The sequence below is a fragment of the Mycobacterium sp. NGS15 genome, assembly GCF_059813245.1.
Genome location: NZ_JCALEF010000002.1, coordinates 248,355 through 268,695, shown reverse-complemented (window position 1 = coordinate 268,695; position 20,341 = coordinate 248,355). Strand labels below are relative to the sequence as shown.

Genomic DNA, 20,341 nt, shown 5'->3' with positions numbered 1-20,341 from the left:
TCTCGGGTGCGCCCGGCCCCGAACCGGGCTAGCGTATGAACTGTGCCTATCGCATCAGGATCGGCGCACGCCGAGGGAGTAAACCGGCTACTACGGAGTTACCGGGCCATTCCCACGACGGCGACCGTCCGTTTGGCTAAGCCCACGTCAAATCTGTTCCGCGCAAGGGCAAAGTCGACTACACCCGGCCTGGACACCTCGGGCCTCACCGGTGTGATCGACGTGGACACCGTCCATAGGACTGCCGATGTGGCAGGCATGTGCACCTATGAGGACCTGGTCGCCGCCACGCTTCCCCACGGGCTCTCGCCGCTGGTGGTGCCGCAGCTCAAGACCATCACGCTCGGTGGCGCGGTCACCGGGCTCGGAATCGAATCCGCATCCTTCCGCAACGGGCTTCCACACGAGTCCGTTCTCGAAATGGACATCCTCACCGGACCGGGCGAGATCATCACCGCATCGCCAGATCAGCACGCCGATCTGTATCGGGGTTTCCCCAATTCATACGGCACCCTCGGCTACTCGGTGCGTTTGCGCATCGAGCTCGAGCCCGTCGCGCCGTTCGTTGCCCTGCGCCACATCCGATTCCACAGTCTCGACCAACTCGTGACGGCGATGGAGTCGATCGTGGATTCCGCGACTTTCCAGGGCGAGCGCGTGGACTATCTGGACGGCGTGGTGTTCACCGCCGGGGAGTCCTACCTGAGCCTGGGCGCCCGCACGGATACACCGGGCCCGGTGAGCGATTACACGGGACAACGGATCTACTACCGATCGATCCAGCACCCGGATGGCATCAGCGACGATCGACTGACCATCCACGACTATCTCTGGCGTTGGGACCCCGACTGGTTCTGGTGTTCGCGCGCATTCGGTGCGCAGAATCCGCGCCTCCGCAGGCTTTGGCCACGAAAGTACCGGCGCAGCAGCGTCTATTGGAAGCTGATCGGCCTCGACCAGCGCTACGACATCGCCGACCGCATCGAGAGGTTTAACGGACGTCCGGCCCGGGAACGCGTGGTGCAGGACGTCGAGGTGCCCGCCGAGAATGTAACCGCATTCCTTCAGTGGTTCCTCAGGGAGGTGCCGATTGAGCCGGTATGGCTGTGTCCGTTGCAGTTACGCGACAGTGAGGGATGGCCGCTGTACCCGATACGGTCGGGGCACACATACGTCAACATCGGATTTTGGTCTTCGGTGCCTGCGGGCTCCATCGAGGGAGCCACCAACCGGCTCATCGAGCGCAAGGTCAGCGAGCTGGGTGGGCACAAGTCTCTGTACTCCGAATCCTTTTACCCCCGTGATGAGTTCGAGGCCTTGTACGGCGGAGAACACTATCGGACACTGAAGAAGACGTACGACCCCGATAACCGATTGCTGGATCTCTATGCGAAGGCGGTGCGGCGACAATGACGACCACTCAATCCAAGAATGAGCGCGGTGAGAACGGCAGGCTCTCGCTCGCCGAGATTCTGGAGATTATGGCGGCCGGGGACCTGCCGCTGCGCTTCAGCGCGTACGACGGCAGCAAGGCCGGACCCGAGAATGCCGAACTGGGCCTCGATCTACTGACGCCCCGTGGCACAACGTATCTGGCGACGGCACCGGGCGATCTGGGCCTGGCGCGCGCGTATGTTTCTGGCGATATCGAAATGCAAGGGGTCCACCCGGGTGATCCCTACGAACTACTGAAGACCATGGCCGACAGGCTGGACTTCAAGCGTCCACCGGCACGGGTGCTGGCCAACATTGTCAGGTCGATCGGTTTTGAGCATCTGCGCCCCATCGCGCCACCACCTCAGGAGGCCCTGCCGCGCTGGCGTCGGGTCGTCGAGGGGTTCCGGCACAGCAAAACGCGCGATTCCGAGGCCATCCATCACCACTACGACGTATCGAATGCGTTCTACGAGTGGGTACTCGGCCCCTCCATGACCTATACATGCGCGTGCTATCCGGACGCCGATGCCACCCTGGAGGAAGCGCAGGACAACAAGTACCGGCTGGTGTTCGACAAACTGGCGCTCAAACCAGGAGACCGGCTGCTCGATGTGGGCTGCGGCTGGGGGTCAATGGTCAGGTATGCCGCGCGGCGCGGTGTGCACGCCATCGGTGTCACCTTGTCGGCCGAGCAGGCAACCTGGGCGCAGAAGGCCATTGCCGATGAGGGACTCTCGGACTTTGCCGAGGTCCGCCATGCCGACTATCGCGATACCACGGAGAGAGAATTTGACGCGGTCTCGTCTATCGGGCTGACCGAACACATCGGCATCGCGAACTATCCCGCCTACTTCCGGTTTCTGCAGTCACGCCTGAAGACCGGCGGTCTGCTGCTCAACCACTGCATTACCCGTCCCGATAACCGGACTTCGGCCGTCGCCGGGTATTTCATTGACCGCTACGTCTTTCCTGATGGCGAGTTAACCGGGTCGGGCAAGATCATCACCGAGATACAAAACGTAGGCCTGGAAGTGCTCCATGAGGAAAACCTGCGACACCATTACGCACTGACGCTCACGGAGTGGTGCGCCAACCTCGTCGAACACTGGGATGAGGCGGTCGCCGAGGTAGGCGAGGCCACCGCGAAGGTGTGGGGGCTGTACATGGCGGGTTCGCGACTGGGCTTCGAGCGCAATGTCGTTCAGCTACACCAGGTGCTGGCCACGAAGCTGGACGAGCGTGGCGGATCGTCGCTGCCGCTGCGCCCGTGGTGGCAACCCTAACTGGGATCGATCTTGCGGGCGCCCAGCTCGTTCTGAAGCAACTCCAGCGCTACCTCTTCGGGGTCGCGTCGCGGCCCGGCTTCGCCCTGTCCGGCCTCGGCGAGCATCTGCTCCTCTTCGTCCTCCGGGGACGAGGGTTCCGGCTCCGGCTCTGGTGCCGGCTCGGGCTCAGGCGTCGGACGGCTGGGCCGGGTTACCACCCGCGGGGCGGCCTTGTTCGCCTTTTGCGTGGGGGCGGTGGCTCCGGCGTCTCCACTGCCCACCTCGCAGCGGATCTCCCAGTCCACACCGAGCGCATCCTTCAACGCGTCCCGGATGACCTCGGCGTTGCGCGACTCGGTGATGCGCTTGGCCAATGGCGGCGAATCATGGGACAGCACAAGGGTCTTATCCTCGATGGCTCGCACCGTGGCACCAGAGAGCATGACCTCGGTCGTACGGCTGCGGTCCCTGACCTTGGACCGGATCTCGGCCCAGGCGTTGCGGACAGCGGTGGTGTCGAGGGCGCCGGGCTGGCGCGGCTCAGGCACCGGAGCGGGCTCGGGCTCGGGCTCGGGTTCCGGATCAGGTTCCGGTGCAACAGCGGACGGTGCTGGTTCCGGAGTCGGCTCAGGTGCGGGCGCGGGCGGTGCTGGTTCCGGGGTGGGCTCCGGCTCAGGCTCTGGAGTTGGTTCGGGTACCGGGGCCGGTGTCGATGGTGCGGGCATGGGTACAGGTGTCGGTGCGGTGGGCTCAGGCGCCGGAGCCGGCGGCGCGGGTGCTTCCGCGGCCGGGCCTGTGGGGGCCTGCGACCTGCGTACAAAGCGCGGCGCCGCCCCTCCCCCGCCGGTCTCGGGTACCGACATGTCCAGACGCTTCTCGATGCGTTCGACACGTTGCAGCACAGCCGATTCCGCATCCGCGGCCGAAGGCAGCAGCAGCCGCGCGCACACCACTTCCAACAGCAGCCGAGGCGCCGTCGCACCACGCATCTCCCCGAGCCCGGCATGCAGCACCTCGGCGTATCGGGTCAGCGTCGCGGGGCCGATACGCTCGGCCTGTTCACGCATCCGCTCCAGCACATCCTGCGGCGCATCAACCACACCGCGCTCCGCCGCATCCGGAACAGCTTGCAGGACAATCAGATCCCGGAAGCGTTCCAAGAGGTCCGTGCCGAACCGGCGCGGATCGTGTCCGGCATCCATCACGCCCTCGATGGCTCCGAACACCGCGGCACCGTCACCGGCGGCGAGGGCGTCGACCGCATCGTCGATCAACGCGATATCGGTGACACCCAGCAGCGCGAGAGCCCGCTGGTACGTGACGCGTTCCTCGTCCGCGCCGGCAAGCAGTTGGTCAAGCACGGACAGGGTGTCACGGGGGGACCCGGCACCGGCGCGGATCACCAGCGGATACACCGGATCGTCGACGGCGACGTTCTCGCGAGCGCAGATGCCCTCGACGAGCGTCCGCATCGTCTTCGGCGCCAGCAGGCGGAACGGATAGTGGTGGGTGCGCGACCGGATGGTGGGCAGCACCTTCTCCGGTTCGGTGGTGGCGAAGACGAAGATCAGATGCTCGGGCGGCTCCTCGACGATCTTGAGTAGCGCATTGAAACCCGCGGTGGTGACCATATGCGCTTCGTCGATGATGAAGATGCGGTAGCGCGACTGCGCGGGTGCATAGAAGGCCCTATCGCGTAGCTCACGGGTGTCGTCCACACCACCGTGGCTGGCGGCATCGAGTTCGATGACATCGACGTTCCCCGAGCCATTGGGCGCCAGCGCGACGCATGAATCGCAGGTTCCACATGGCGTCGAGGTGGGGCCCTGCGCACAGTTCAGTGAGCGGGCCAGGATACGCGCGGAGGACGTCTTACCGCAGCCACGGGGCCCCGAGAACAGGTAGGCGTGGTTGATGCGGCCGGCGTCCAGCGCGGTGGTCAACGGCCCGGTGACGTGCTCCTGGCCGATGACTTCGGCGAAAGTCGCCGGACGATACTTCCGGTACAGGGCCACGGGGAGCAAGGGTACCGGCGACCGCAGACGGTCACGTGCGGCCACCTCGCCCACTCCGGTCGCGGACTTAGGAAAAAGTTTGCTACTGTCGCGTTCATGCCTACCTTCAAGGTGAACATCACCACTGTGCTGACCCTGGGCGTCAGCGTCATGTCCGTCGCGTTTACCTCTGCTTGTTCCGGAGAAACTGCCGACAAGCCGTCGGCGGAAAGTTCGCCATCGGCTAGCGCCCCGACTTCGTCCACACCCGCGGTCGAGTTACCTGCTGTGCCGCTCGAGAACCTGATGCTCACGCGCACCGACTATCCCGAGGGGGATGGAAAGTTCGTCGTCCAGGACAAAGCGGGCATCAAGAAGGACGATGCGGAACGGCCAGACCCGGTCGTCACCCCGGCGGTCTGCGATGAGGTGATCAACGAGGACAAGAAGAACGACGACAAGTTCGACAAGGCGCGCACCAAGTACGCCACCGATACCCTCGACGCGGACAGCACCGTGTCGATCGGCATAGACGGTTCATTCGCCAAAGCCGAAGAGGGCGCAAAGAAATGCCCGTCGGTGACATTCGAAATCAATGGCATCACCGTCAACGCCGATGTCACCTTCACCGACGTCCCGGGAGCAGCGGTTGAGGCCAAGAAGCTGGTGCTCGTGGGCCAAGCGACGGCGCGTGGCCAGCAGGTTCCCATCCAGAGCACCATTCTGGGCGCGTACCCGCGCGGTACATCGGTGAAGGTGTCGGTGACCCGTACCGCCGAGCCCTGGACGGGCGCCGACGATGCCTTGGCGTTAGCGCTGCTCAACAAGCAGATTGCCAAAGTGCAAGAAGCGCCGTAGCCACACGAAAATGGTCGCTAGAGTCCGTACATGACGACACGTCGCGTTGATATGAACGTTGATATGAACACTGTGCTGGCCGTGGGCGCTAGTGTCATCGCACTCGCATTCACCTCAGCCTGTACCAAGGAATCGCCGAGTAATACGGCCGCGCCGTCGTCGAGTACCCAGAAGGCTGACGAGCCGAGTGTGAAGTTGCCCGGGGGGCCCGCGACCGCGCTGTTGCTGACCCGCGAGGACTTCCCTCCGGGCAATGGGACGTTCACCGTCGAGGACAAGCTCAAACTCGACGCAGACAAGACGGGCAAGTCCAAGCCGGAGAAGGTCGACCCGCCCGGCTGCTACGAATTCATTTCCGAGGGCGACGGCGACTATGACAGGGCGCGGGCCAAGTACGACTCGGACACCGTGACGGCGGAGAGCAGTGTCGGGCTCGGGATCAAGCAGTCATTCGATGACCTTGCGAAGCGTGCCCAGGAATGCGCGTCGGTTCAGATGGAAGGCGACGGGGTGGCCATGAAGGCGCATGTCTCCATCGCCGATTTGCCCGGCGCCTCCGCGGAGGCCAAGTTGGTGAAGGTCGGCGGCCTCCTCGGGCCCGAGGGCGATCAGATCGGCGTCGAGTCTCATATCGCGATCGCCCATCCACGGGGCACGACAGTCAGGATCGAGGTCGATCGATTCATCGATCCGTGGACACCCGATCAGGACACGCTGGTGTTGGATCTACTCAACAAGCAGATCGCCAGGGTACAAAAGGCGCCGTAGGCGAATCCGCACATGATGGATGGGGGATATCCCGTGGCTCGCATGCTGTCCATCGGTGCGGTATCGACGGTGTTGATCTTCGCGTCGGCGTGCACCAGCGTTATCGAGGGTGAACCGAAGTCGGATGGTTCGCCCGGGCTGCCCAAGGGTTCTCCCGAAACCCTTCTGCTGCCGCGTGAGGACTTTCCCGACAGCTCCGGCTCGTACGAGGTGGTCGAGCAACCAGGCGATGACGGGCCGAGGGTGAAGCCGGTCGAGTGCAACATCTTCGTCAACCACGACACGGTCCCCTTTCCGCAGGCGGCCGCACAGTATGAGGATGGGGCTCTTCGCGTGGACGTCGTGGTGGGCAAGGGCATTGCCGACTCATTCCACACAATCGAGGAGAAGGCCGGACGTTGCGGGTCCGTCACGCTGGATCTCGACGGCATCGCCGGGACTGGCAGCGTCAAGATGGAGAAGGTGCCTGGGGCCACCGTCGACGCGACGGCCAGCGTCTTCACCGGCGGACTGGGCATGGACGGTGAGCAGACCGTGGAAATCACCATCAAGACGCTCACCGCACATCCACGCGGAGCCACGGTGACCGTCAAAGTGCTTCACGCCATGGAGCCCTGGACAAGTGACAACGATCAGCTTGCACTGACGCTGCTCAACAAGCAGATCGACAAGGTGCAAAAGGCGCCCTAGTCTGCGCGCTCCAGCAGCTTCTCGGTTGCCGCCAGCAGCGCGCACGTCGCGAGACCATCGACGGCAGCACCAACGGTCTCCAACGCCGGGAATGACGGCGCCAGTCGAATGTTCTTGTCATTCGGATCGTTTCGATACGGGAACGTCGCGCCCGCATCGGTGAGCGCGATGCCGGCTTCCTTGGCCAGGGCCACGGTGCGCTTGGCGGTGCCATCAAGAACGTCGAGGCTGATGAAGTAGCCGCCCTTGGGCTCACTCCACGATGCGATCTTGCTCTCACTCAAGCGGTCATCCAGAATCTCAAGCGCCAGTTGGAATTTGGGCGCGAGGATCTGCTGGTGCTTCTGCATGTGCAGCTTGACGCCCTCGGCATCGCCAAAGAAGCGCAAGTGCCGCAGCTGATTCACCTTGTCGGGCCCGATGCTGCGCTTGCCTGAGTGCTGTAAGTACCACGCGATGTTGGCCAGCGATCCGCCCATGAAGCTGACCCCAGCACCGGCGAAGGTGATCTTCGAGGTGGAGGCGAAGATCAACGGGCGGTTGGGGTGTCCGGCGGTTTCTGCGATGCCGAGCAGGTCCACGTTCCGGACGAAATCATGCGTGAGTGTGTGTACCGCATACGCGTTATCCCAGAACAAACGGAAATCTGGAGCGGCCGTGTGCATCTGAGCCAGCCGACGGACGACTTCCCACGAGTACACGGTTCCGGTCGGGTTGGAGAAGACGGGAACACTCCACATGCCCTTGATAGCCGGATCCGAGGCGACGAGTTCCTCGATGAGGTCAACATCGGGGCCGTCCTCGCGCAGCGGGATCGGAATCATTTCGATGCCGAAGGATTCGGTGATGGAGAAATGTCGGTCGTATCCGGGCGCCGGACACAGGAACTTCAGTGTCGGCTCGTCAACCCAGGGCCGGGGTGAGTCGACGGTTCCGTGGAGCAGCGAGTACACGATCACGTCATGCATGAGCGACAGACTGGCGTTGTTGGCCGCGATCAGATTGGGCGCGGGAACGCCGAGCAGCTCACCGAAGATCGCGCGCAGCTCCGGGAGCCCGTTGCCTCCACCGTAGTTACGCGTGTCGGTGCCATTACCGTCAAGGAAGTCGCCGTCACCGGGCAGGGCCAGCAGGCCGTTCGACAGATCAAGCTGCTCAGGCGCCGGCTTGCCGCGGGTGAGGTCCAGCGATAGCCCCTTGGCCTTGAGCTGGTGGTAGTTCTCCTGCTGCAAGCGATGCTGAGCTGCAAGTTCGTCGGGTCCGAGCGACAGGAACGACACGGCTTTCCCCTATTCGCCCTGCGGGGCATCTGGAGGTCGCGATCTTCGGAAAGGGGACCCCGCGCACCCGACAGAGCCCGTTGACCCTTGCTGCCTTCCAGCCCTGGGGGAGTTCACAGGATAGACGCCGCGCGGGGTCCAGCGACCAGTCTAGTAGGCGGCCGTCAGCGGCTCCGTGTGGTGGTGGTTGTTGGTGATCGGCTCACCCATATCCAGTTGTGGTGGGGGTATCCATTGGGTGGTGCCGTTGGTGTGTTTTCGGGTGGTCCAGCCGTGGTTGAGGAGGCGGTGGTGTGGTCCGCAGGCGTAGGTGAGGTTGTCGATGTTGGTGGGGCCGTCATCGGCCCAGTTGGTGATGTGGTGGACCTGGCAGAGGTATCCGGGCACGGTGCAGCCGGGGTGGGTGCAGCCGCGGTCACGGGCGTGCAAGACGATGCGCTGATCTGCCGATGCGATGCGTTTAGAACGTCCCAGATATAGGGGGCGGCCGTCGTCGTTGAAGATGGTGAGGTAGTGGTGGGCGTGGGTGGCCATGCGGATCAGGTCGCGCATCGGTAGCCGGGTGCCGGCGCCGGTGATCGCTATCCCGGCGGCCGATTGCAGTTCTGTGAGGGTGGTGGTGACCACGACGGTGACGGGCAGTCCGTGGTGCGAACCCAGTTGTCCGGTGGTCAGGGTGGTGCGCAGGCAGGTGCGTAGCGCGTCGTGGTTGCGTTGCGCCGAGGTTCGGTGATCACGGTCGGCGGCCTCGGGGGATATCTCCCCGTCTACCAGTGGTGTTTGATCTGCCGGGTTGCACATGCCGGGTGCGGCGAGTTTGGCGAACACCGCATCCAGATAGGCGCGGGTTTCCGGATCCAACAGGCCGCTGATGGGTGACATGCCGTCGAATCCTTGCTGCCCGATCGTCACACCCCGGCGCCGGGCCCGATCCACATCGCAGAACTGCCCGTCCGGATTCAACAAGACCATCATCCGTTCGGCCCCGGCCCGCAGCGCCTCGGGCCGAAATTGGACGGCCATGGCGGCTAGTTGTTGTTCGGCGGCCTGGCGGGTCGGGGCATCCACCACCACCGGCAGCCGATCAAAGAACTGCCGAATGATCCGCACATGCTCCTCACCCACCTCGCCGCGACCAAGGGCGGCGGCCACATTCGGCAGCTGCGGCGCCAAAACTTCCCCGGTCAACGCCTTCCGCGGCGCTAACTGTTCGGCATCGGTGATCCGGCGGCGGGCCGCACCCTTACTGATATGCAACCGCCGCGACAAAACGTCCGCATGCGAGGTGCCACCCAACTCGACGGGCGAGGCCTGGGCCGTCACCTTCGGGATCAAACCCAACCCGTCGGCCGATAGTCGGCGCTGCACCACCTCCAGACGGGCCAGCACCGCCAACGCCTCAGACGCGGTCAACCCATCGAACGTGTCGGCGCAGAAGGCATCAACTGCCGCCCCCAACACCTCAACCGAACGCATGTTCGAATACTAACCACACCCACCGACAAGAGCGGTCCGGTTGTGACGAGAGAAACTGGTGAGTCAGAAGATGTTTGGCATGCAACCCGGCGACAAGCGCATCCGTTGCGAGCCACGGCCGAATGCGCCTCTCTATCTCGACGACTGAATTTGTCTGCGCAGTCCAACTCTATGGACCCGTCAACCCCAACAGTTCAGCCCCATTGCGGTCGAGGATCAACGACGCATCCTCGGCCGACAGACCCTCCTGGATGTACGTCGCGGAACTGACGTACCTGGCGCCTCCCTGGTAGGGAAAATCCGATCCGAACACCAGCCGGTCTGCACCCAGCGACGCGACAGCAGCCTGTAATGCGGGCGTGTGGTCATGCCCCACCGTGTCGTACCAAATCCGCCGCGCGGCATCCTTGGGCGCCTCCGGACAATGTGTGGCTTCCCACTCGGTCACCTGCCGATTCGCACGCTCCAGCACCATCGGCAACGCCCCGCCCAGGTGACACGTCACGATCTTCATATCCGGATAACGCGACGGGATGCCCGCGACGATCAGGTGCATGATCGCGATCGTGTCCTCTATCGGCGCCCCGATGGACCAGGTGAGCGAGTGATCGGTGATCAAGGAGGAGTCCGCGCCACACCCTGCCGGATGCACGAAAAGGATTGCACCCCTGCGATTGAGCTCCTCGTACAGCGGCGCGAAGATCGGATCGGCGATTGATCGTCCAAGCACCGAGGTCGTGATCGCCGCACCGTACATTCCCAGATCGTCGATCGCGCGGCTCAGTTCCTCCAGTGTGGCCGGGATATGCGGGAGGGGCAACGATGCCAGCGCCCGGAACCGACCCGGGTACTCACTGGCGAGCTTCGCGTACTCATCGTTGACAAATCTGGCGCTCTCGACGGCCGCGGCCTCGTCCTCGAAATGCGGCGATGCCGGTGTCGCCGAGAGGATCTGCAGGTCGACGCCCGCCTCATCCATTAACGCGAAACGTCCATCCAAATCGGCGCGCGCCGCTCCGGCTCCAAGACCACGATGGACATCGGTACCGGCCCGCCCGTGCTCATCGAGCAGCGAGAGGTAGTCGTCGGACCACAGGTGAGCGTGAATGTCTATGCGCACACTTGTCATGCTAGTACCGGGACCCCCGTCGCCAGAGGCGTCAGTAGCTCACCGAAGATTCCCACCCCATCCCGCGTCAGGATGGACTCGGCATGGAACTGAATTGACGCGAATCGCTTGGCACGCAATGCATGGACCTCACCCGTTGCGGCATCCGAACTGATCTGAACACGTCCCGCCGGAGTGTCCACCCACTCTCCGCCCGTCACCGCGGCGAAGGTGTTGTAGAACCCGACATGCCGCTCGGTTCCGAACAAATCGATCTCCCGCTGGACGCCCTGGTTGGGCTGCTCTCGGCGACGGACGGGCAGACCCAATTGCCGGCACAGCACCTGATGACTCAGGCAAATCGACAGAAACGGAACGCGCTGGGTGAGTGCGGTCTTCGTCAACGCGGTCAGCCTCGCGATCTTCGGAACATCAATCGCCGTGGGATCGCCCGGGCCGGGCCCCAGCACCAAAATGTCATGCGAACCGGGTTGGATGTCCTCGTCGAAACGCCGAATATCCACCCGTAAGCCCAAGGCCCGCAGCTGCAATCCGATCATCGAGGTGAAGGTGTCCTCGGCGTCGACCACCAACGCGGTCCGGCCGGCCAGATTCGCGGCGCTCTCCCCTGACCCGTGCCCCAGCCAGAAGGTCCCGATGCCGGTATTGCGGCTGGCGAGGGCCTCCGTCACCCGGGGATGACTGCGAAGTTCGCGACGTGTCGTCAACGCGGAGAGCAATCCCGCCGCCTTACTGCGGGTTTCTGCGGCCTCACTCGCGGGATTGGAATGCCGAACGATGGTGGCGCCGGTCCCGGCCACCAGTGCTCCATCCGGCGAAATCTCAGCGGTACGGATCAGGATCGCCGAATCCATTTGCCGCACACCGGCAGTATCGGCACTGATCAGCGCGGCGACTCCGCTGTAGTACCGGCGGCCCTGTGGTTCATATCGCTGGATGACGCGGCACGCATTCTCCAACGGGCTTCCCGTCACCGTCGGCGCGAACATCGTCTCGGCCAGAATCTCACGTGGATCTCGTTTCGTCACACCGGAAATCAGGTACTCGGTGTGCGCAAGCCGCGCCATTTCCTTCAGGTACGGACCCTGCACCTGCCCACCATCCGGGCAAATACGGGCCATCATCTTCAGTTCCTCATCGACCACCATGTAGAGCTCATCGGATTCCTTGGTGTCGGCCAGGAACTCCATGACGGCATCCAGATTCGGGCCGTTGGCACCGTACCGGTAAGTCCCGCTGATCGGATTCATCACGGCCAACGAATCCTGCACGCTGATATGGCGTTCGGGCGTGGCACCGACGAACACCTGATCCCCGGTGCTCACCAAAAAGGTCCAGTACGCACCCTTCTCCCGCTCCAGCAGCCTGCGAAAGAGCGTCAGCGCTGTGTTGATCGAATAGTCGTGCAACTGGACGAGCAGGTTTCGCTTGAGTACGAAGTTGGCGCCGGCCCCCTGACCGATCTCCTCGGAGATGATTCCGGAGGCCAGACGTGCGTACTCCTCGTCATCGATGTCGAAATCGCTGTGGCCTACCACCACCGGATACTCGGGAATTCGATCCAGTACCGCGGATAACGGCGCCGATTCCTGCCGCTCGATGGCAAGTGCCAGCAGCGGAGCACCGTCATCGGGCGCCACGAATCCCCGCTCGACGATCTGGCGATAGGGCACCAAGGCCAGCAGGTCATGCCCTATCAGTCCGTCGCGCAACGGCAGATCGGCGATCCGCTCTACGGACGTCACCTCCCCGGTGAATACGTCAACGGCATCGGGCGCGCCGGACTCCGGTCGGTGCAGCAGCGCGAACGGTCCGGTTTCTCCGGACAGGACGCGTCCTAGTAGATCGCTCATATCAGCACCTCGTCCGTAACGGTCAGCACAGCGCACCGTCGCGCCGCGTATTCCAATGCCATCCAGTGTGATTCGTCATCAAAGTCCGCGATCCCATCGGCAACCAGGAAGGTCTCGATATCGTGAGTGAACGCGTCCACCGCGGTCATCAGGACCCCCACATGGGCGTAAACCCCACAGATAATCAACTGGTCTCGCCCTGCGGCGTGCATCCGCTCCAACAGCGCCGAACGGTGGAAAGCGCTGTACCGCCATTTCGTGAAGACCCAATCGCCGGGATCGGGCGCAATCGTGTCGACAATCTGGCGATGCTCCTCGTCCACGCGCATCCCCGGGCCCCAGAAGTCCTTGAGCAGACCACGCTGTTCCTGAGTCATGCTGCCGGGCTGAGCGGTATAGGCGATCGGGATGCCCGCAGCCACAGACCTGTCACGGATGGCCGCGACGTTGCTCACCAGCTCGGCACGCAGCGAAGCGGGCAGCGGGGCCAGGAAGTAACGCTGCATATCGTGGATCAGCAGCACGGCGCGAGCCGGATCGATCTGCCAGGTCGCCGTGTTGGCCGGCAACAGATCCACGGTCGGCAGGTCGTACTCGGCGATGATCGGGATACCGCGTTCAACTGTGGTCATTGGTCAAACCCCTAGCGTCGCGCCGCCGTCGACCACCAGCGTGTGCATGGTGATGTGCGCGGCTTGGTCGGAGAGCAGGAAGGACACAGCGTCGGCGATGTGTTGTGGTTGTGCGACGCGCCCCAGGGGAATCCCCGGCTTGAAGTCATCCAGACTGCCGGAAACCAGTCCGGAGTCGGAGGAATCGCCAAGCATGGCGCGCAACATGGGAGTGTCCGTGGATCCCGGAGCGACTATGTTGCATCGGATTCCGTGCTCCGCAAGCTCCAGGCCCAGGCTCTTGGTGAAGGCGTTGGCGGCTGCCTTTGATGCGGAGTACGCCGTCATCCCCTTGCGGGCCACCAATGCGGCATTGGAAGCAATCGTCACGATGGCGCCCGCGCGGCGGGGGATCATGTACCGCGCCACCTCCCGGCTCAGCACAAATGGCGCGCGCACGTTGACGTCGAAGGTCAGAGCCCAGTCGGTGTCGGAGAAATCCACCGCGGCGCCGGTTCTCAACACCCCCGCACCGTTGACCAACGAGGTGATCGGGCCTATCCGCGATTCGATGTCCGCCACCCCCACCGCCACCGCGGTGTCGTCGGTGATGTCGAGCACCTGCCCGATGACATCCAGCCCCTTGTCGGCGGCGTACTCGACAAGCTGTTTGACGGCCACCTCGTCGATATCCACTGCGACAACCCGCTCATCCCGGCGGGCCAGGGTCGTCACCACACGAGAACCGACGCCACCGCCGGCGCCGGTCACCACCGCTACCATGCCGACACCACCTCGGTGGCCTGAGCGGTGTTGAGGCGCGGATCGCACAGCGTCGAATACCGCTGACCTACTTCGTGATTCTGAGAATCGTCAAAGACGCACTCGACCACATCATCCGGTGTCGCTTCCAGGTGCAATCCGCCCGCGTGCACACCTGCCTCATCGAGCACCTCGCGGAAGCCACGCACCTCGTCGATGGCCGTCTGCACGTGCCGCGTCTTGTACCCGGAGTCGGTGGACACCGTATTGGCGTGCAGCGGGTCGCACAGCCAGATCACAGGGTGGCCGGATTCACGCACTGCCGCAACCAAATCGGGAAGTTTGGTACGCACGTTCGAAGCACCCAGTCGTGCAATCAGCGTCAACCGACCGCTCTCGTGCTCTGGATCCAGCTTGTCGCACAGCGCGAGCAGATCCTCGGTGGTCATCGACGGGCCCACCTTGCACGACACGGGATTCGCGATATGAGACAGCAATTCGACATGGGGGCCGTCCAAATGCCGAGTCCGGTCGCCGATCCAGGGCCAGTGCGTGGAGGTGAGCACCATGCGGTTCTCGCCGTCGCGGCGTAGCTGCGGCGCCTCGTAGTCGAGCAGTAGCGCCTCATGAGATGTCCACACCGGCGGCTCGATGACCGACAGCGAGGACGGCACCCGCCATCCCAGGTGACCCATCACTCGGTTCGCGGCCCAATATCCGGCCAACATCCGATCCGGGTTGGCGCGCCGATGCACCGGGTGCGGCTGCGGGCCGTTGACGAGATGTCCACGGAAGGAGGGCAGCTCGATGCCGTCGATCGTCTCTGTGGGCTTGGACCGCGGCTTGGCGTACTGCCCGCCGATGCGTCCGACCCGCAGTACCGGCCGGTGGGTCTTCATCCGCATGGTGCCGGCAAGCACGTTGAGCAGCGCCACCTTGCGGGCCACGTGAGCATTGGTCGACTCCTGCGGATCCTCCGCGCAATCACCCGCCTGAATGATGGTGGCCCGGCCCTGAGCGACGGTGCTCAGCAGCGTGCGCAGGGTCCTGATCTCGTCGGCTCCGACCAGTGCGGGCAGCTCGCTAAGCTCCGCACGCACTCGCTCCAAGTGTGTGTTGTTCTCCCAGACAGGTTGTTGCACAGCACGTCCCGTATTGAGCAGCAGTGATGGCGCAGTCATTCTCGTGATCTCCATTCGATTGTTTTCTGATTCACTTGCCCCACTGGACTGCGTCGAGAACGCCCAGCTGTGTGGTCTTGGTAGGAGCGGTGATTGTTCCGGCGCCGTCACGCAACACAAGCTGCCGCAAGTCCTGGCCCACCGGATCCCATTGCGGAAGCCGAGGGCTGGCCGGTGCACGGCCGTGCGCGAACTCTGTCACCACATCCATGAAGGCGGCAGAGGTTTCACGCTCCTTCGGCCCGTCGCCGAATTTGGCGATGTTGGCCGGGTGCGCGTAGGTACCGAAGAGGAACGGTGATGTCGACTCGTGGGGCACACCGAAATACGGCGGCTGCACCGGGTGGGCATACTCCATGAGGTACAGCGGCGCACGCCGCTCGACCGTCGCACGTCGGGTGAATGCGAGGATGTCATGGCGGATCAGGGCATCACCCCACAGTTCGGTCCACAGTGAGAGCGGGTCCGTCGGACGGCCATCCTGTTTCGCCGAATCCGTGTACACGGCAACCGCATCGGCGACGGTCGCATCGGATATGGGCGTTGCCCCCTGCTCAAGAATGTCACGAAAGGCAGCACGCAGCGAGGCGGCATCGGTCGGCTGCGGTTGCGGGTCGGGCGCGTGGGGGCCGGTGAAGAACGATCCCTCCGTGCTGGTGTAGATGGAGATGGTGGGGATGTCCGGCATCGGTTGATTGACGTCGAAGGCCGGGAGCAGCACCGGATCGAGGACCGGTCCGCGATACTGACGACCGCTCGTGACAACCCGCTGCGACCTCGGCAGTGCGAACTGTGCAACCCACCAGTCGCGTATCCGGTCCGCCGGTACGTCTTTCAGCTTCTTGACCGATACTCCCTGAGCCGCGGCCAGCGCGTCGAACACCGCAGTGGCGTCATCGGGCGTCAGGCTCAAGTAGGGACTCCAGACATGTGCCTGACTGATGCTGACGATTCGGCGTAGCAGCGGCCGCGTCTGTGGATGCAACGACAACTGCCAGGTGCTGGCGCCCCCCGCCGAGGTCCCGACGAGCGTGATGTTCGCGGGGTCGCCACCAAACGCACCGGCATTCTCACTAACCCAGCGCAACAGCGCGATCTGGTCCTGAAGGCCCCAGTTGGTGTGCAGTCCGGTGTCAGGGTCTTCGAGAGCCGGATGACCACAGAAGCCGAAGGCACCCAGCCGGTAGTTGAAGTTCACGACGACGGCGCCGGCACGCTCGGCGAGCGCCGCCCCGTCGTAGACCGGGAGACTGCCCGCCCCTCGCGACCAGCCGCCACCGTGGATATAGACGATCACGGGCAGCTTCGCTGCCCCGTCGACCGTGGGCGTCCAGACGTTGGCATACAGTGCGTCTTCCTGACGCACCGGGTCGCCACCGGCGGGCTGAATGAAGTCCGAGCCAAATCTTGTGGTGTTCAAAGTGTTTCGCCACGGAACCGGCGGGCGCGGGGACCGGAATCGATTCTCGCCGGTCGGCGGCTGCGCGTAGGGGATGCCCCGGAACACGTGCACCTTGCCGGCGGTTCCCCCACGGATCGCACCACCGGTCACCGAAACTTGCGGGTCCGCCGCGCTGGCCTGCGAGCCGCAGCCGGTAAGTGCCGCCGCACCAGCCAACGCAAATGTCGTTCCTAGCAACGCCCGCCGGGTAATCACCTCTCTATCTTCGAGATGGGGCGTCGCGCACCAAACAATCGTGAATTCAGTTCGTCAGTTCGGAGAGAATCCGTCAAGTTGACCCCCTTGACACCCCATTGCGCCACCTAATGACTCAGCCTGCAAACAATGATTTGCAGGTCACGGGGTTGTTCATCAATCCGTCATCTCGCATTAGTCCACCACGCTTGGTGTAGTGGGGCACCCGCATAGTCCGTCACTTTGTGTGGTGCCAATACCTGGTCCTCAACGCCACTCTGGCCCATTCTTGGGTCGACTCCGAACATCCGCTAACTCATTGAGGTGCTTCAGACATGACATCTGCGACCAAGGCCCAGGCCGCGACCGAACTGTTCGATACGCGGCCCCGCGTCAGCTCGGTCGACGCCATGGCATCCGTGGCCTCGCATGTATGCCCCGAAGTGCTGCGATCACTGCCACGCTGCGATCAGCGCGCCAAGGGCGAGGACTACGTCACCGGCCTGCTGAAGGTGCGCGGACGTAAGTCGGCGCGGAACATGGCGGCCACCATGGGCCAGTCCATGGGCAGAGAAGTGAGCGAGCAGAACCTGCATCACTTCGTGAACAGCTCCACCTGGGACTGGTGGGCGGTGCGACGGGACCTGACTGCCTACCTCACCAGCGCGTACCACGCGGCCGCATGGGTGGTGACCCCGATGCTCATTCCCAAGGCGGGCGTGCACTCCGTGGGTGTGGACCGACGCTACTGCCCCCGTGCCGGGCGCGCGGTCAACGGCCAGCTCGCCCTCAGTGTGTGGCTCGCTGCCGACGGTTTCGCGGTACCGGTGAGCTGGCGGTTACATCTGTCGCAGCCCTGGCTGGAATCCGCGACCAAGAAGACCAAGACCTCCATCCCCGAGGACTACCCCCTGGAGTCGGTGAGCGGATGCGCACTGTCGTCGTTCCAGGAATTCCTCAAGGTGGCCCGTCCCTCGAAAGCACCGGTGATCTTCGATCTGCTCGGTGCCAGCGGTGCGGACCTGACACAGCTCTTCGGAACGCTGGCCCATCAGGTCGCCACCACGCGGGTGCCCAGCGACCTGCAGCTTCAAGTAGTCGACCCGGCCTTCGCCGGCTACCAGGGGCGTGTCCTGCCCGCCGCGCAGATCGTGCAGGCCACCAAGGGCTCGCGACGCACCGAGCAGTACGTCTACCAGGGACGACGGCACCTGATCAGCATCGCCAAGGTTCAGCTGGCGGACCCCTCGGCGGCACGGTCACGAACGCCGTTGACGCTCGTCGGCATGACTCCGCTGGACCATTCGCGGGCGCGCACCGAACTCTGGTTGACCAACGATCCCGAGTTCTCCACCTCGTCACAGGCACATCAGGTGGCGCTGGCCGATCACGTACAGCAGGGGTACCTGCATCTGGCGAACCGGATGGGCATGCAGGACTTCGCGGGACGGTCGTTCACCGGATGGCATCGTCACGCCACTCTTGTGTCCATCGCCGCGGCGGTGGGATGCCTGGTGTCACCCGGTCTGGCGAGTGAGCAGCGAACCACGAACTTTCCACAACTTGATCGCGAGCTGCGTGTCCAGGAGCCGCTCGGCATCCTGCCACCCGTCACCCAGTAGCTCATTCACCCGATCGAGGCGACGCACCACCGTGTTGGGATGGGTGTGCAGGATCTTCGCGGCGCGGGTAGGGCTGGCCCCAACCGTGAAGTAGACGTCGAGCGTCTGAAGCAGATCAGTATCGCGGTCTTCGTCGTAGTCGATGACGGGCCCCACCATGGATCTCACGAAACCCTCGACGTCCTGGTGACGCGAGAGCAGGACGCCCAGGAAGCCGAGTTCATTGGCCGCAGCCGCGGTCCCGAGAGCACCCAGAGCGCTCATCGCATCCATGCAGCGCATCGCGTCCTGATACGTCTCCTCGATGGACTCGACGCGGTCCGACGGTCCGGCGGAGGACACCGTCACCGGCATGCGCAGGTGTGTGGTTGTCTCGGTCCATACCGCCTGAGCGGTCCGCCCCGGATCCGATCCCGGAACGAGTAACACCACGACCTCGTCCTGCGTGGCCCGCAGCCCACCCACACGTGCGGCGAACGACGCCGACCACAGCGATGCGCGATCCAGTCCGCCACGTTCGGGCCTGAGGATCACCACGACATGAGGCTGATTGAGGTCCAAAGACAAACGGCGGGCGTAGGTCTGAACCAGTCGACTGTCGCGCTGGCGGTAATCCAGCACGTCGTGGAGCAGGTCGTCACGCAGCTGGGCCACCGATAACGACATGCGGTTGTCGCCGCACATGACCACCGCGGCCGTGGTAGTCAGATCCTGGATTCTCAACGGGTACAACGAGACTGGGTCGACAGTCAGGCTCGCAACGGACAGCTCGCCGTGGTAGTCATCGCCCACCGTTAGCGCGGTGGTCACGAAGTCTTCCGTATCGGATTCCCACTTGTACGAAGCGATCTCGGCGCCGTCATGCCCGGTCACCCGCATCGCGACACCGAGGTGCTCCCCCGCCGTGAGGACAAAGCTGTCCATGCCCCCGGGACCGGCTCCGGCGTTGAGAAGCCTGGTCCGCAGCTCGAGACGCTGCTCTAGTTCACTGATTTGTGCTGTGCTGCTGGAGAATTCGTCGGCGCGTGCCAATGCGATACCCGCGAATGAGCAGAGGCTGGCGAAGAGCGCCCGCTCAGCGCCGGTAAAGCTGCGCACCGTACGCGATCCGACATAGAGATTGCCGAAGTGCTGCCCCTCGTGTTCCATCGGCATGACCATCAGGCTGTGCACACCCTCGGAGCGCATGGCGGCATCGCCATCGCTGGCCCGGCTAAATCTGGTGTCGGACGGGTAATCCGTGGTCCACACCGGGCCGTGGCCGGGGCGGTACTGACTCACCAATCCGACGTCGTCGCCAATCGGGAAGTACAGACCGCGGTTGATCGCCGTGGTAGACCCGTCGACGTAGCGGACATGGTGCCGCACATCGGGTCCGGAGTCATCGCGTACCGAAATGAACGCGAAATCGGCGTCGAGCATGATCCGCGCACGTTCCACCAAGATCGTGGATGCCTCGTCGATATCGCGGCAACCAAGTAGCTCGATGGCCACCCCAATGAGATTGGATAGTCTGGCCTCCCGCTGATTCTGCCCTTCGATAAGGCCGTATATGCGTTCGGCATATCCGCGGGCGCGGTGCAGATCCGCGGCGCTCCACGGGGGCGACGATTCGCGGGCCATCTCCTTGAGCCGGGCCTCGAAGACATCGGGCGCCGTTCCGGATGCCAACAGCCGCAGCACGGCTAATGCTGAATGGCCTGCGTGAGGAATGCCTTCGCGCGCCCCGCCAACCTGTATGTCAGTCAATCCCAACTACCCGTCTGCCGTGTGTGCGTG

Annotated in this window: 16 protein-coding genes and 1 other RNA gene; 6 read left to right on the top strand and 11 right to left on the bottom strand. The window is 63.9% G+C overall.

The window, feature by feature from the left end; translation table 11 throughout:
* Positions 1-42: 42 nt before the first annotated feature.
* Both AC5Y5C_RS05540 and AC5Y5C_RS05535 read left to right on the top strand, forming a co-directional pair.
* A complete protein-coding gene (locus AC5Y5C_RS05540; protein ID WP_499969834.1) occupies positions 43-1,413 on the top strand; it encodes an FAD-binding oxidoreductase in 1,371 nt (456 codons plus the stop codon).
* Positions 1,410-2,720, top strand: a complete 1,311-nt coding sequence (locus AC5Y5C_RS05535; RefSeq protein WP_499969830.1) for a class I SAM-dependent methyltransferase — start codon at positions 1,410-1,412, stop codon at positions 2,718-2,720. Before AC5Y5C_RS05540 ends, AC5Y5C_RS05535 begins: the two co-directional genes overlap by 4 nt.
* On the opposite strand, the gene AC5Y5C_RS05530 is transcribed toward AC5Y5C_RS05535, so the two are convergent.
* Positions 2,717-4,717 carry a DNA polymerase III subunits gamma/tau gene (locus AC5Y5C_RS05530; protein WP_499969828.1) on the bottom strand — a complete coding sequence of 667 codons (2,001 nt, stop codon included), beginning with the start codon at positions 4,715-4,717 and terminating at the stop codon, positions 2,717-2,719. The genes AC5Y5C_RS05535 and AC5Y5C_RS05530 overlap by 4 nt on opposite strands.
* A 285-nt stretch (positions 4,718-5,002) precedes the next feature.
* Between AC5Y5C_RS05530 and AC5Y5C_RS05525 the strand changes: the two genes are divergently transcribed.
* The 3 genes from AC5Y5C_RS05525 to AC5Y5C_RS05515 all read left to right on the top strand — a co-directional run bounded on the left by AC5Y5C_RS05525 (position 5,003) and on the right by AC5Y5C_RS05515 (position 7,012).
* A complete protein-coding gene (locus AC5Y5C_RS05525; protein WP_499970604.1) occupies positions 5,003-5,554 on the top strand; it encodes a hypothetical protein in 552 nt (183 codons plus the stop codon).
* 63 nt (positions 5,555-5,617) lie between these two features.
* Entirely contained in the window at positions 5,618-6,322 is a 705-nt protein-coding gene (locus AC5Y5C_RS05520; RefSeq protein ID WP_499970600.1) for a hypothetical protein, read from the top strand.
* Between the two features lie 33 nt (positions 6,323-6,355).
* Positions 6,356-7,012: a hypothetical protein gene (locus AC5Y5C_RS05515; protein WP_499969826.1), complete on the top strand. Its 657-nt coding sequence runs from the start codon at positions 6,356-6,358 to the stop codon at positions 7,010-7,012.
* Here AC5Y5C_RS05515 and AC5Y5C_RS05510 read toward each other — a convergent pair.
* From AC5Y5C_RS05510 to AC5Y5C_RS05470, 9 genes are all read right to left on the bottom strand, one after another.
* The gene (locus AC5Y5C_RS05510; protein ID WP_499969824.1) at positions 7,009-8,292 is read right to left on the bottom strand and encodes an aspartate aminotransferase type Ic; all 1,284 of its coding nucleotides are present in this window, start codon (positions 8,290-8,292) and stop codon (positions 7,009-7,011) included. The two genes, AC5Y5C_RS05515 and AC5Y5C_RS05510, sit on opposite strands and share 4 nt — an antisense overlap.
* A 47-nt stretch (positions 8,293-8,339) precedes the next feature.
* Positions 8,340-8,436, bottom strand: an RNA gene (gene ffs, locus AC5Y5C_RS05505) — signal recognition particle sRNA small type.
* A gap of 6 nt (positions 8,437-8,442) precedes the next feature.
* The gene (locus tag AC5Y5C_RS05500) at positions 8,443-9,768 is read right to left on the bottom strand and encodes an HNH endonuclease signature motif containing protein (protein WP_499969822.1); all 1,326 of its coding nucleotides are present in this window, start codon (positions 9,766-9,768) and stop codon (positions 8,443-8,445) included.
* 169 nt (positions 9,769-9,937) lie between these two features.
* Positions 9,938-10,888: an amidohydrolase family protein gene (locus AC5Y5C_RS05495; RefSeq protein WP_499969819.1), complete on the bottom strand. Its 951-nt coding sequence runs from the start codon at positions 10,886-10,888 to the stop codon at positions 9,938-9,940.
* Between the two features lie 5 nt (positions 10,889-10,893).
* A complete protein-coding gene (locus AC5Y5C_RS05490) occupies positions 10,894-12,750 on the bottom strand; it encodes an anthranilate synthase family protein (protein ID WP_499969818.1) in 1,857 nt (618 codons plus the stop codon).
* The gene (locus tag AC5Y5C_RS05485; RefSeq protein WP_499969816.1) at positions 12,747-13,382 is read right to left on the bottom strand and encodes an isochorismatase family protein; all 636 of its coding nucleotides are present in this window, start codon (positions 13,380-13,382) and stop codon (positions 12,747-12,749) included. The genes AC5Y5C_RS05490 and AC5Y5C_RS05485 overlap by 4 nt, the downstream gene beginning before the upstream one ends.
* A gap of 3 nt (positions 13,383-13,385) precedes the next feature.
* A complete protein-coding gene (locus AC5Y5C_RS05480; protein WP_499969814.1) occupies positions 13,386-14,144 on the bottom strand; it encodes an SDR family oxidoreductase in 759 nt (252 codons plus the stop codon).
* Entirely contained in the window at positions 14,138-15,319 is a 1,182-nt protein-coding gene (locus AC5Y5C_RS05475; RefSeq protein ID WP_499969809.1) for a 3-deoxy-7-phosphoheptulonate synthase, read from the bottom strand. The genes AC5Y5C_RS05480 and AC5Y5C_RS05475 overlap by 7 nt, the downstream gene beginning before the upstream one ends.
* A gap of 16 nt (positions 15,320-15,335) precedes the next feature.
* On the bottom strand, positions 15,336-16,961 hold the full coding sequence (locus AC5Y5C_RS05470; RefSeq protein ID WP_499969805.1) for a carboxylesterase family protein: 1,626 nt from the start codon (positions 16,959-16,961) through the stop codon (positions 15,336-15,338).
* A gap of 314 nt (positions 16,962-17,275) precedes the next feature.
* Here AC5Y5C_RS05470 and AC5Y5C_RS05465 point away from each other — a divergent pair, with 314 nt between their 5' ends.
* The gene (locus AC5Y5C_RS05465; protein ID WP_499969801.1) at positions 17,276-18,562 is read left to right on the top strand and encodes an IS701 family transposase; all 1,287 of its coding nucleotides are present in this window, start codon (positions 17,276-17,278) and stop codon (positions 18,560-18,562) included.
* Here the strand turns inward: AC5Y5C_RS05465 and AC5Y5C_RS05460 are convergent.
* The gene (locus AC5Y5C_RS05460) at positions 18,458-20,185 is read right to left on the bottom strand and encodes a helix-turn-helix domain-containing protein (protein WP_499970598.1); all 1,728 of its coding nucleotides are present in this window, start codon (positions 20,183-20,185) and stop codon (positions 18,458-18,460) included. The genes AC5Y5C_RS05465 and AC5Y5C_RS05460 overlap by 105 nt on opposite strands.
* Positions 20,186-20,341 lie beyond the last annotated feature (156 nt).